The 12,472-nt window shown below is 72.1% G+C and carries 12 protein-coding genes; 9 read left to right on the top strand and 3 right to left on the bottom strand.

The features are described 5' to 3' along the window. Positions 1-53 precede the first annotated feature (53 nt). Positions 54-923, top strand: coding sequence for a signal recognition particle-docking protein FtsY (gene ftsY / locus ACLQ21_RS10825; RefSeq protein WP_425663568.1), 870 nt, complete (start codon positions 54-56; stop codon positions 921-923). Positions 924-1,087: 164 nt separating this feature from the next. On the opposite strand, the gene ACLQ21_RS10820 is transcribed toward ftsY, so the two are convergent. Beyond that, positions 1,088-2,251 carry an AMP-binding protein gene (locus ACLQ21_RS10820; RefSeq protein ID WP_425663566.1) on the bottom strand — a complete coding sequence of 388 codons (1,164 nt, stop codon included), beginning with the start codon at positions 2,249-2,251 and terminating at the stop codon, positions 1,088-1,090. Between the two features lie 161 nt (positions 2,252-2,412). Here ACLQ21_RS10820 and ffh point away from each other — a divergent pair, with 161 nt between their 5' ends. The 6 genes from ffh (at position 2,413) to ACLQ21_RS10790 (ending at position 8,482) form a co-directional block, all read left to right on the top strand. Next, complete coding sequence (gene ffh / locus ACLQ21_RS10815; RefSeq protein WP_425663564.1) at positions 2,413-3,957, top strand: signal recognition particle protein; 1,545 nt, start codon at positions 2,413-2,415, stop codon at positions 3,955-3,957. A gap of 134 nt (positions 3,958-4,091) precedes the next feature. After that, the gene (locus ACLQ21_RS10810; RefSeq protein ID WP_425663562.1) at positions 4,092-5,039 is read left to right on the top strand and encodes an ABC transporter substrate-binding protein; all 948 of its coding nucleotides are present in this window, start codon (positions 4,092-4,094) and stop codon (positions 5,037-5,039) included. A gap of 7 nt (positions 5,040-5,046) precedes the next feature. Beyond that, the gene (locus tag ACLQ21_RS10805) at positions 5,047-6,021 is read left to right on the top strand and encodes an ABC transporter permease (protein WP_425663560.1); all 975 of its coding nucleotides are present in this window, start codon (positions 5,047-5,049) and stop codon (positions 6,019-6,021) included. Then, positions 6,014-7,009 (top strand): iron chelate uptake ABC transporter family permease subunit, encoded by a 996-nt coding sequence (locus ACLQ21_RS10800; RefSeq protein WP_425663559.1) that lies wholly within the window; start codon positions 6,014-6,016, stop codon positions 7,007-7,009. The genes ACLQ21_RS10805 and ACLQ21_RS10800 overlap by 8 nt, the downstream gene beginning before the upstream one ends. Further along, the gene (locus tag ACLQ21_RS10795) at positions 7,006-7,764 is read left to right on the top strand and encodes an ABC transporter ATP-binding protein (protein WP_425663557.1); all 759 of its coding nucleotides are present in this window, start codon (positions 7,006-7,008) and stop codon (positions 7,762-7,764) included. Before ACLQ21_RS10800 ends, ACLQ21_RS10795 begins: the two co-directional genes overlap by 4 nt. Before the next feature lie 58 nt (positions 7,765-7,822). Next, entirely contained in the window at positions 7,823-8,482 is a 660-nt protein-coding gene (locus ACLQ21_RS10790) for an NAD(P)-binding oxidoreductase (RefSeq protein ID WP_425663555.1), read from the top strand. 128 nt (positions 8,483-8,610) lie between these two features. Here the strand turns inward: ACLQ21_RS10790 and ACLQ21_RS10785 are convergent, their stop codons facing one another. Next, on the bottom strand, positions 8,611-9,714 hold the full coding sequence (locus ACLQ21_RS10785; RefSeq protein ID WP_425663553.1) for a GNAT family N-acetyltransferase: 1,104 nt from the start codon (positions 9,712-9,714) through the stop codon (positions 8,611-8,613). 40 nt (positions 9,715-9,754) lie between these two features. Here ACLQ21_RS10785 and ACLQ21_RS10780 point away from each other — a divergent pair, with 40 nt between their 5' ends. Next, on the top strand, positions 9,755-10,564 hold the full coding sequence (locus tag ACLQ21_RS10780) for an LLM class F420-dependent oxidoreductase (protein ID WP_425663551.1): 810 nt from the start codon (positions 9,755-9,757) through the stop codon (positions 10,562-10,564). An 18-nt stretch (positions 10,565-10,582) separates the two neighbouring features. Beyond that, a complete protein-coding gene (locus ACLQ21_RS10775) occupies positions 10,583-11,245 on the top strand; it encodes a hypothetical protein (protein ID WP_425663549.1) in 663 nt (220 codons plus the stop codon). Between the two features lie 15 nt (positions 11,246-11,260). Here ACLQ21_RS10775 and ACLQ21_RS10770 read toward each other — a convergent pair whose 3' ends face one another. Beyond that, positions 11,261-12,355 carry a carboxylate-amine ligase gene (locus ACLQ21_RS10770; RefSeq protein ID WP_425663547.1) on the bottom strand — a complete coding sequence of 365 codons (1,095 nt, stop codon included), beginning with the start codon at positions 12,353-12,355 and terminating at the stop codon, positions 11,261-11,263. Positions 12,356-12,472: the final 117 nt, after the last annotated feature.

The following is a 12,472-nucleotide window of genomic DNA, read 5'->3' as shown; positions in this document are numbered from 1 at the left end:
TACTCCCCTTCGCCGAGACCAGAGTCTAGCGGCTGCCCGCCTAGCATGGACGCATGGCAGCGAAGTGGTCTCTCACCGGCGCCCTCCGGGGCATGTTCCAGCGCGAGACGATCACCGAGGAGACGTGGGACGACCTCGAGACGGCGCTCATCACCGCCGACTTCGGGCCCGACATCACCGAGCAGCTCGTCGAGGGCCTCCGCGCCGACGTCGAGCGGCTGATGGTCGACGACCCGAAGGACCTCAAGCGGATGCTGCGCGAGCGGCTCGAGGAGCGCTTCGCCGAGTACGACCCGACGCTCGCGCTCAAGGAGCGGCCCGCGGTCATCCTCGTCGTCGGCGTCAACGGCGTCGGCAAGACCACGACGATCGGGAAGCTCGCGCGCTTCCTGGTCGCGAACGGTCAGTCGGTCGTGGTGGGCGCCGCCGACACGTTCCGCGCCGCCGCGGTCGAGCAGCTCGCCACCTGGGCGCAGCGCGCGGGCGCCGGCATCCTGCGACCCGAGCGCGAGGGCCAGGATCCCGCATCCGTCGCCTTCCAGACGGTCGAGGCCGCGAAGACGCACGGGCACACGATGTGCATCATCGACACCGCCGGCCGGCTGCACACCAAGGGCGGGCTGATGGACGAGCTCGGCAAGATCAAGCGCGTCATCGAGAAGCAGTCGCCCATCTCGGAGGTGCTGCTCGTGCTCGACGCGACCACCGGTCAGAACGGCGTCAACCAGGCGATGGCGTTCATCGAGCACGCCGGCATCACGGGCCTCGTGGTGACGAAGCTCGACGGCTCCGCGAAGGGCGGGTTCATCCTCGCCGTGCAGGAGCGCACCGGCATCCCCATCAAGCTCATCGGGCAGGGCGAGGGGATCGACGACCTGACGGGCTTCACGCCGCACGTCTTCGTGGAGCAACTGGTCGGGTAGCGGGCGCCGCTGATCGGCGGTTCGGGCAGGGACGGATGCGTCGCCGCTTGAGCGCGCACCTCACGAGGAGAGGTCGGGCGGCATCAGTAGCCGCCGAATCGCCTCTGCTCGTGGCGATGTCTCCGGATCGCCTCCTGCCGTGAAGCCGGCGAGGGTGCCGACCGTCAGTCGGAAGTGTCGGGCTGCGTCATTGGGCCGTCGATCGTCAGCATGCCGTCCTCGATGCGGGCCCGGTCCTCGGTGATGACCGTCGCGTGCGCGCCGCGCACCCAGAGCAGGCCGCTCGCGTCGCCGCGGCCGGCGTGGCCGACGATGCCGAAGTCGGCGCCCGGCAGCCGCCGGCCGACGGTGCCGGGGTGCGACGTGAGCACCTCCGGCGTCGCGACGGCGACGGTGCCGGTCTGCACCGAGCCGTAGGCGCTCAGCACGATCGGGCCCCACACGGTGTGGAGGCGCCGCACGAGGTCGGCGTCGAGGTCCTGGCCGGCGACGAGGATCCGCCGCAGCCGCGGCGGCTGCTCGCCGGTGCGCTCGAGCTCGTCGAGGATGCCGCTGAGCTGGCTGGGGGAGGCGGAGAGCACCGAGACGAAGCGCTCGCGGATGATGCGGATGCGGTCGGCCGCCGGTGTGTGCGCCGCGTTCGCGAGCGTGGCGCCCGTCAGCAGCGCCATGCCCAGCAGCTGCAGGCCCTTGCCGCGGTGCAGCGGCGCGCACGTGAGGATGACGTCGGTGCCCTCGAGGCCCAGCCGGTCGTGGAGCCCGGCGAGCTGGCGCAGTCCCTGTACGCCCATCGCCCCTTGCACGTGCGTCGTGATGGTGCCGGCGAGCGACCGGTCGGGCAGCACGATGCGCGCGCGGCGGCGGGCGCGCGCGAGGCCAGAGCCGTCGCTCGACGACCACTCGACGATCTGCTCGGCGCGCACGGTGGGTCCGCGGTGCCAGGCGGGCGGCTCGCCGTCGTGGATGAGCAGCGCCTCCTGCGGCACGGCCCGCCGGAACTCCTCGAGCGAGCCGCGGCTGACGGGCATGACGTCGAGCCCGAGCCGCGCGACGGCGATGAGGGCGAGCGGCATCGCCGGCCCGCCGCACGCGATCACGACCGGCCGCGGCGTGCGATCGAGCGGGTCGAGGTAGAGCACGGCGGCGACGCCCTGCGCCGCGCGCCACAGCTCGCGGAAGGTCACGCTCCAGCCGTCGACGACGAGCCCGAGCCGGTCCCCGTGCACTCGCGCCGCGTGGCTGGCGAGGGCCGTGACGGTGAACCCGTGCGTGCGCACGCTGTGCCAGAGCGACCTCGCGTGCGTCGGCGGCATGCCTCGAAGGCGCATCCGTTCCCCCTCCTGCTCGCGACCAGCATGCCAGCCCGCGCGGTGGAGCTGAGGACGGAGGCCCTTTCGGGCCTCCGTCGCGACCCCAGCGCCGGGGCCCGTCCCGGACCCCGGGTAACGCCACGGACGGAGCCCGCGCCTGGCGTAGACTTGCGGCCACCATGGCTGCGTTCGGTTCCCTCTCCACTCGGCTCACCGAGACCCTCGCCAAGCTGCGCACGAAGGGCAAGCTCTCGGCGGCAGACGTCGACGGCACGGTGCGCGAGATCCGGCGCGCCCTGCTCGACGCCGACGTCGCGCTCGAGGTCGTCAAGTCGTTCACCGCGGCGGTGCGCGAGCGCGCGCTCGGCGCGGAGGTCTCCGAGGCGCTCAACCCGGCGCAGCAGGTCGTGCAGATCGTCAACGATGAGCTCGTCGGCATCCTCGGCGGCGAGTCCCGCAGGCTCGAGCTCGCGAAGACGCCGCCGACCGTCATCATGCTCGCTGGCCTCCAGGGCGCGGGCAAGACGACCCTCGCCGGCAAGCTCGCGAAGCACCTCGCCGGCCTCGGCCACACGCCGATGCTCGTCGCGAGCGACCTCCAGCGCCCGAACGCCGTCACGCAGCTGCAGGTCGTCGGCGGGCAAGCGGGCGTGCCCGTGTTCGCGCCCGAGCCGGGCAACGGCGTCGGCGACCCGGTGCGCGTCGCGCGCGACGGCGTCGCCGAGGCGAAGCGCAAGCAGCACGACATCGTCATCGTCGACACCGCCGGCCGCCTCGGCGTCGACGCCGACATGATGCGCCAGGCCGCGGACATCCGCAGGGCCGTGCAGCCAGACGAGGTGCTCTTCGTCATCGACGCGATGATCGGCCAGGACGCGGTCGCGACCGCCAAGGCCTTCCAGGAGGGCGTCGACTTCACCGGCGTCGTCCTGACGAAGCTCGACGGCGACGCGCGCGGCGGTGCCGCGCTCTCGATCCGCGGCATGACCGGCAAGCCGATCCTGTTCGCCTCCACCGGCGAGACGCTCGACGACTTCGAGCCCTTCCACCCTGACCGCATGGCGAGCCGCATCCTCGACCTCGGCGACATCCTCACGCTCATCGAGCAGGCGCAGAAGGCGTTCGACGAGGACGAGGCGCACCGACTCGCCGAGGCGATCGCGACCGACGGCTTCACGCTCGAGGACTTCCTCAAGCAGATGCAGCAGCTGCGCAAGGCCGGCAACTTCAAGCAGATGCTCGGCATGCTGCCCGGCGGCAAGGGCATGCGCGAGGCGATCGACTCCTTCGACGAGAAGGAGCTCGTGCGCACCGAGGCGATCATCCAGTCGATGACGCCGCAGGAGCGGAAGCAGTCGAAGCTGCTCAACGGCTCGCGCAGGCTCCGCATCGCCCGAGGCGCCGGCGTCACCGTCACCGACGTGAACCAGCTCGTGGCCCGCTTCGAGCAGGCCGCCAAGATGATGAAGACGGTCGCCAAGGGCGGCATGCCGAACATGCAGGGGATGGGTCCGATGCCGCCCGGCATGCAGCAGTACAAGAAGGCCGCGAAGCCGCAGGGCAAGCAGCAGCGGCGCTCCGGCAACCCCGCCAAGCGCAGTCAGGCGCCCGCCGTCGAGGCGTCGCAGGGCAGCGCGTTCGGCAAGCCGAAGGCCGAGGGTGCCTTCGGCGAGCTCTCCGGGCCCGACCAGGAGGCGCTGCAGCGCATGCTCGGCAACCGCTGACGCGGTCGCGCACCCGCACGACGCGCGCCTCAGGCGCGGTCGAATTGCGACGGGAATGGCGTGAAGGTTAGGCTTGCCTAACTACGGTCGCGTCGGAGCGTCGTGGATCCCCCCTCTTCGAATGGAGCACCTCCATGTCCCGAGCCCTCCGCACCACCGTGGTGGCCGCCGCGGCGATCGCGCTGCTGGCAGGCTGCAGCGCCCCGACCGCCGCCGCAGAGACGACCAACGCTGAGACGGTGACGATCGCGTCGAACCTGGGGCAGGTGGACGTGCCGGTGCAGCCCGAGCGGGTGGCGGTGCTCGACAACACCGCGATGGAGACGCTGCTCGCGTGGGACATCACGCCCGTCGCGATCCCCGAGCAGCTGGTCTCGCCCGACCGCTTCGCGGCGTGGGTCGAGGACGAGGGGATCGCCGACGTCGGCACGCACCGCGAGCCCGACTTCGAGGCGCTCGCCGAGTCGGCGCCCGACCTCATCATCGGCGGCTACCGCTTCGGCGAGTATCAGGACGACCTCGCCGCGATCGCGCCGACGATCGACATCGCCGGCAGCGAGGAGCACGAGGGCGGATGGGTCGAGTCGCTGCGCGCGCAGACCACCACCCTGGGCGCGATCTTCGACCGCGAGGACGAGGCGGCGGCGATCGTCGCCGAGCTCGACGCGGCGGTCGACGCCGCGACGACCGCGGCTGAGGGCAAGAGCGTCTTCCTCGGCATCGTCAACGGCGGCAAGCTCGACAACGGCGCAGAGCGGCTGTCGCGCATGAGCGGCCCGATCGGCATGACCGACGTCTTCGCGGGCGAGGCCGGCGACATCCACCAGGACTCCGGCCTCGCGCCCGAGACCATCGCGCAGGCCGATCCCGAGTGGGCGATCGTGCTCGACCGCGACGCCGCTGCCGGCGCCGCCGACGCGCAGCCGGCGCGCCAGGTGATCGAGGGGAACCCCGCACTCGCCGGCACCGGCTTCGTCCAGGAGAGCCGCATCGTCTACCTCGAGGACGACTTCTACCGCACCGAGGGCGCGCAGGCATACACGCGCGCGTTCGACCAGATCGCACAGTCGATGGCCGGCTGAGCCCTCCTTGCCCGTCAGGAGCGCTCGCGAGCGCCGGCTGCTGCCGGCGCTCGCTGTCGCGACGGCGCTCCTCGTCGTCGCGTCGCTGCTCGTCGGCGGCTACGACCTCACGCTCGCCGGCGTCCTGACCGATCCCGCGCAGCTGGAGATGCTGCTCATCTCGCGCGTGCCGCGGACGCTCGCCCTCATCTTCGCGGGTGTCGCGATGAGCGTCTCCGGAGTCGTCATGCAGCTGCTGACGCAGAACCGGTTCGTGGAGCCCACTACGGCGGGCACGACGCAGTGGGCGGGTCTCGGCATGCTGCTCGTGCTGATGCTGTGGCCCGACGCGCCGATCCTCGCGCGCATGGCGGTCGCGACGATCGCGGCCTTCCTCGGCACGCTCGTGTTCCTCGGGATGCTGCGGCGCGTGCGCACGCGCGGCCCGCTCATCGTGCCGCTCGTCGGCATCATGCTCGGCGCGATCGTCGGCGGTGTCACGCAGTACCTCGCCGCGAGCGCCGACCTGCTGCAGTCGATGGCGGCGTGGAGCTCCGGCGGCTTCAGCGGCATCGTGCAGGGCTTCTACGAGCCGCTCTGGGCGGCCGCGCTGGTGGCCGTGGTCGTCTGGGCGCTCGCCGACCGCTTCACCATCGCGGGCCTCGGCGAGGGCATCGCCACGAACCTCGGCATCGACTACCGCCTCCTCACCCTGATCGGCGTCGCGGGCGTCGCGCTCTGCTCGGGCGTGACGAGTGTCGTCGTCGGGTTCATCCCATTCCTCGGCCTCGTCGTGCCGAACATCATGCGGCTCGTGCTCGGCGACGACCTGCGCAGGAGCCTGCCGTGGATCGCGATCGCCGGCGTCGCGCTGCTGCTCGTGTGCGACCTCATCGGCCGCACGGTCGTCGCGCCCATGGAGATCCCCGCATCCGTCATCATGGGCGCCGTCGGCGCCGTCGCCTTCCTCGGCTTCCTCCTGCGAGGGCGGCAGCGTGCCTGAGCTCTCGACCGGCGCCGTGCTACGCGCCCGCACGGACCTCAAGCCCGCGCTCCGGCTCGCCCTCGTGTGGGCGCTCGGCCTCGCCGCGCTCGGACTCGTGCTCGTCGTCGATGTGCGGGGCCCGCTCGAGCTCGCGCTGCCTCGCCGCGCGACGCTGGTCGGCGGCATCCTCGTCGCCTCGTTCGCGCACGCGATCGGCACCGTCGTGTTCCACACGGTCACGTCGAACCGCATCCTCACGCCCTCGATCATCGGGTTCGACTCGATGTACACGCTCATGCAGACGCTCACCGTCTTCGCCTTCGGCGGCTCGGCGATCGCCGCGACCGACGGGCTGCCCAAGCTGCTCGTGCAGACGGCGCTCATGGTCGTCGCGGCGACGGCCCTCTACACGTGGCTCCTCGACCGCTCGGGCGGCGGCGTGCTCACGCTGCTGCTCGTCGGCGTGGTCCTGGGGCTGGCGTTCGACTCCGTGTCGACGTTCATCCAGCGCATCCTCTCGCCGACCGACTACGACCTGCTGAGCCTCGAGCTGTTCGGCAGGCTCAGCTCGGTGCAGCCCGACCACCTGCCGCTCGCGCTCGCGGTGTGCGCGGGCGTCGGAGCCGTGGTGTGGATGCGTCGCGCACGGCTCGACGTCGTCCTCCTCGGTCGCGACGGCGCGACCGCCCTCGGCGTCGACCACCGCAAGGAGCTCATCGTCGCGCTCGTGTGCGTGTCGATCCTCATCGCGTTCGCGACGGCGCTCGCCGGTCCCATGACATTCTTCGGGTTCCTCGTCGCGACGCTCGCGTACCGGCTCGCGGGCACGCACCGGCACGCGTTCGTGCTGCCGATGGCGGTCGGCCTCGGCGTGCTCGCGCTCGCCGGCGCCCAGCTCGTCATGCGGCACGTGTTCGACGCGGCGGGACTCGTCACGGTCATCATCGAAGTCGTCGGCGGCATCGTGTTCCTCGCGCTGCTGCTCGGCGGGAGGAGGCAGCAGTGATCGCCATCGAGCAGGTCTCGAAGCGCTACGGCGAGCACGTCGTGCTCGGCCCCGTCTCGGTCTCGGTGCCGGCGGGCGGCATCACCGCGCTCGTCGGGCCGAACGGCGCCGGCAAGTCGACGCTGCTGTCGGTCGTCGGCCGGCTGCTCGACCCGTCGGCCGGCCACGTTCGTGTCGCCGGGCGGGACGTGCAGGCGACGAAGTCGGCCGACCTTGCGCGCGTCGTGTCGGTGCTGCGCCAGGAGAACCGCATCGAGGCGCGCCTGACCGTGCGGGAGCTCGTCGCCTTCGGCCGCTTCCCCTGGTCGGCCGGCCGGTTGACGTTCGGCGACCAGCAGCACATCGACCGCGCGATCCGGTTCCTGCACCTCGAGGACCTCGCCGACCGGCAGCTCGACGCGCTCTCGGGCGGCCAGCGGCAGCGCGCCTTCGTCGCGATGGTGCTCGCGCAGGACACCGAGGTCGTGCTGCTCGACGAGCCGCTCGCGAGCCTCGACCCGAAGCACGCCGTCGCGATGATGCGCGAGCTGCGACAGGCGGCCGATGAGCTGGGCCGCACGGTCGTGATCGTGCTGCACGACCTCAACATGGCGGCCGCCTTCGCCGACCGGATCATCGCGCTCAAGGACGGCACCGTCTGCGTCGAGGGGACGGTCGACGAGGTCATGCAGGACGCCGTGCTCGAGCGGGTCTTCGACACGCCTGTGCGCGTGCACCGCATCGAGGGCGTGCCGTTCGCGGTGTTCACGCCCTGACATCCGGTGCCCGCGGCACGGGCAGACAGGTTCAGGCGGCCCGCGTACGGTGGGCCGCATGGCACGCATCCTCGTCCTCGGCGCCCACGGCAAGGTGGCGCTGCTCGCGCAGCCCATGCTCACCGGCGCGCAGCACACCGTCCACGGCGTCATCCGCAACCCCGACCACCGGGACGACGTCGCCGCGACGGGTGCGGAGCCCGTCGTCGCCGACCTCGAGCAGCTCGACCAGCACGGCATCGACGAGCTCGTCAAGGGCTTCGACGTCGTCGTCTGGTCCGCGGGCGCGGGCGGCGGCGCCGCCGAGCGCACGCGTGCCGTCGACCACGACGCGGCGCTGCGCGTGCTCGACGCGGTGCAGCGCTCCGGCGCCCGGCTCGTGATGGTGTCGTACTTCGGCGCCCGCCGCGATCACGGCGTGCCCGAGGACCACCCCTTCCACGCCTACGCGGAGGCGAAGGCGCTCGTCGACGAGGCGATCCGCGCTTCCGGCGCCGACTGGGTGATCCTGGCGCCCTCCGCGCTGACGCTCGACGACGAGACCGGCATCGAGGTCGACGAGCCGGAGGGCTCGATCGAGTCGGGCGAGATCCCGCGCGCCACGGTCGCGCGGCTCATCGCAGAGGTCGTCGCGCATCCGGCCGTCCGCGGCCTCACGATCCGCTGCAACGCGGGCGGCACGCCGGTCGCGGAGGCGCTGGGCACCGGGCGGAGCTAGGCCGGCCTCTTCGAGAATGGCGGCTCGTTGCGGTCGTGGCATGCCACGACTGCAGCGCGGCGCCACTCTGTCGGAGGGGGGCGAGGCGCGGCTCGACGACGCGCTGCTCGACGACAAGCTGCGCGACGCTACAGCTCGATCGAGTACATCCTCGAGCCGTGCTCCTTGACGTAGCCGAGGCTCGCGTACAGGCCCTGGGCGCCGCTCGGGTTCTCGGTATCGACGTCGAGCACGGCAGCGTCCATGCCTGCGTCGGCGAACGCCTGCATGCTGGCGGCGAGCGCCGCGAGCGCCGCCTTCCTGCCGCGGTAGGCGCGGCGCGTGCCGAGCACGTCGGTGTAGCCGAACGAGTACCCGCGCACCGGGAAGTCGGCGTCGTAGCGGCTGCTCATCGCGTACCCGGCGACGATCGGCCGGCCGTCGCGCAGTGCCTGCGCGGTCGGCGCATCCGTCCTCGGATCCGCCAGCAGCGCCTTGACGTCGGGCTGCTCGTCGACGACGAGGAACGACCACTCCGGCGCGAACTCGCTGCGGTTCTTCGTCCACTGCGCCATCGTCTGCGGCTCGCTGCCCCAGTGGTCGCGGAAGGCGTCGTTGTGCGCGAGCCGCGCCGCGTCGTCGAGCTCCTCCGACCACGGCACGAGCCGCAGCGAGCCGGTGAGCTCGACCCGCGGGATGAGCGGCGCATCGCCGCCGACCGGCCGCTTGAGGTCGCTGTAGAAGCGGCGCGCCTCGAGCCCGGCGTGCGCGTACAGGCGGTGCAGCGGCACCGGCGCGTCGTCCTCGGCGAACGCGGCGATGCGCGCCGGCAGGTCCCTGCCGGTCGCCGCGATGATCTGGCGGGCGCGCGCGACCTGCCACGCGAACAGCTCGCGGCCGATGCCCTCGCCGCGCCGCTCCGGGTGGACACCGCCGAAGCAGTACGTGCGAACGGTCGACTCGTCGCCGGGCGGCGTCTCGATCATCGCGGTCGCGCGCAGCTCGCCGGCGTCGTCGAAGCCCAGCAGGGTGTCGGTGTCGAGCCGCCGCCACGGCGCCTCGAGGTCGGCGCGCACCTCGTCGATCGTCTCCCGGTAGGGCGCGCCGTCTGCCTCGTGCATGGTGTTCGACAGCACGAGGATCGCGTCGGCATCGTCGGTGGTGGCCGGGCGCCAGCGCAGTCCGCCGGCGGTGATGGCGGGCAGCGTCGCGGGCGCCTCGGCCCGCTGGGAGATGGGGGCGAGGGAGTGCACCTCGACAGGCTACGCGTGCGATGCACGTAGGGTCGAGGACATGATCGAGCGACCCACCAGGATCGGCGTGCAGCTCGCGCCGCAGCACGTCTCCATGCAGGCAACGATCGACGCGGCGCGGAGGCTCGACGACATGGGCGTCGACGCGGTGTTCGGCTGGGACCACTTCTTCCCGCTCTCCGGCGACCTCGACGGCATCCACTTCGAGGCCACCGCGCAGCTCGCGGCATGGGCGGTCGCGACCGAGCGCGTGCAGATCGGCCCGCTCGTGTTCTGCAACTCGTACCGCAACCCCGACCTCCTGGCCGACGTCGCGCGAACGATCGACCACATCTCCGGCGGCCGCTTCATCTTCGGCATCGGCTCGGGCTGGTTCGAGCGCGACTACCTGGAGTACGGCTACGACTTCGGCACGGTCGGCTCGCGGCTGAACGCGCTCGGGGCGGCGCTGCCGCGCATCCGGGAGCGCTGGTCGAAGCTCAACCCGCCGCCCGTCGGCCCGATGCCGATCCTCATCGGCGGCAAGGGGGAGCAGAAGACGCTGCCGATGGTCGCGCAGCACGCCGACATCTGGCACTCGTTCGTCGGCCCGCAGGACCTGCCGCACAAGCTCGACGTGCTGCGCCGCAACTGCGAGGCGATCGGCCGGGACGTGAGCGAGATCGAGATCTCGAACGGCGCGAGCGTGCGCGACGGCGTCGGCGGCGTCGGGTTCGATCGCCTCGACGCGCTGCACGCGGCGGGGACCCGGCTGCTCACGATCCCGTTGTCGGGCGACGACACCCCGGACGGCTACGCGCTCGACCGGGTGCAGGCCTACCTCGACTGGCGCGATCGCAAGAACGCCTGAGTGGGAGGCTCTGCGTCCATGCGGGAGCAGGGGGCACGGCGAGCAGCGCTGCGCTCGCGGTGGGGGTGGACCGCTGTCCTCGGATGGCTCACCGCGACAGGGCTGGGCACCGTGCTGTCGTGGACGCTGTTGATCGGCGACGCAGTCCAAGGGACGGGTGCGGCGACGACGCTCATCCTCGGGATCGTCGCGAGCTGCTTGTTCGCGTCCGGACTCGTTTGGCTGCTGGGCATCCTCCTGCCGCAACGGCGGCGACTCCGCCGGCTGCGGGACCAGCATCCGGGCGCGCTGGTCTTCGCTGCCGCGACGAGCGGGCACTTCCTGTACGAGCTCTCGCTCGCGCGGGGTGTCCTCGTCGACGGCGATCCTGGGACAACCCCGAGCGTCGTGGTGGACGTCCGCGGCCTCACGTTCTATCGCGGGTTCCTGCGGAACCGCTTCGGCTGGCACCTGCCATGGGGTGAGATCGCCGACGTGACCAGCGGTCGGTCCTGGTACGGCATGCCCATCGTGCACCCCACTGTGGACCTGCATGTGCGCGCGGGCGACGGCGTCGTGACAGTTGGGCTCGCACCGACGCGGGAGGACTGGCGCTTCGGAGCCACGACCTCACGCGTCAGCGACGTCCAGGAGCTGGCCGCGCGCATCTCCGCCTTCGCGCCCGAGCGCGCACGTCCATGAGCCCGGAGGTGCCGGCTACGCCTTCAGCGCCTCGATCAGCTCGGCCAGCACCGCGGCGTGGCCGCCGCGCCCGAAGGCGGCGCGCTGGAGCGCAGCGGAGCCGCCGCGCTCCAGCACGCGCGTCACCGCCTCGAGGGAGCGGGTAGCGCCCAGGTCGGCCGCGATCGGCGCGAGCCGCTCGACCGCGTCACCCAGCGCATCCCGCGCGCTCTGGAGCATCCCCTGCTCGTCGATGATCACCGTGGCGTCGAGCCCGTCGCGCGCGGCTCGCCACTTGTTCTCGCGCACGAGCCAGTAGGGGAGGTGGTGCTGCGGCTCGCCGGCGTCGAGCGCGCGCGACGCCTCCTCGATCAGGCAGTGGCTCAGCGCCGTGACGGCGGCGAGGTCGTCGATGGATGGCGCGCCGTCGGCGATGCGCACCTCGAGCGTGCCGATCGCGGGGGAGGGGCGCACGTCCCAGCGCAGCTCACCGAGCTCGTCGATGACGCCGGCCCTGAGCATGTCGGCGAGCGTGCGCTCGTACTCCTGCCAGTCGACGAGCATGGGCGGGAGGCCGCCGGTCGGCAGCTGCTGGAACAGCATCGTGCGGTGCGACGCGAAGCCGGTGTCGAGTCCCTGCCAGAAGGGGCTCGATGCCGAGAGCGCGAGGATGAGCGGCAGCCGGTCGAGCATGGAGCGCAGCAGCGGCACGACCTTGTCGCGATCCTCGACGCCGACGTGGTTGTGCACGCCGAAGATGATGAGCCGCCTGCCCCAGTCGCCGGCCTTCTGCACGACGCGTCGGTAGCGGTCGTCGTCGGCCTGCTCCTGCTCGCGCCACCGGCTCGTCGGGTGCGTGCCCGTGCCGACGATCGCGAGCCCGAGCCGCTCGGCAGCCGCCACGGCAGTGTCGCGCATGCCCCTGAGCTCGTCGATGGCCTCGTCGGTCGTGCGGTGCACGCCCGTGATGAGCTCGATCATCCCCGCGAGGAACTCCTTGTCGAAGCGCTTGTCGTCGATGGCGGTCAGCAGCTCCTTCGCGCGCGGCACGATCTCACCGGAGTCCGGATCGACGAGCGCGAGCTCCCACTCGACGCCGAGGGTCGAGCGCCTGGAGGATGCGAAGTCCATGCGTCGAGCGTAGGGCCGCGCGGCGCATGGCGCGCGCGTCGGTCGTGGATGTGCCAGAATAGGGGGTCGAGCACGCGCCCGACCCTCTATCCGGCGCGCGGATGCTCACCGAGCTTT

Source organism: Agrococcus sp. DT81.2, from assembly GCF_049844935.1.
In the GTDB taxonomy this organism is placed as follows: Bacteria; Actinomycetota; Actinomycetes; order Actinomycetales; family Microbacteriaceae; genus Agrococcus.
Note: the sequence above shows the minus strand (reverse complement) of the source record. Positions and strands in the feature narration are given on the sequence as shown.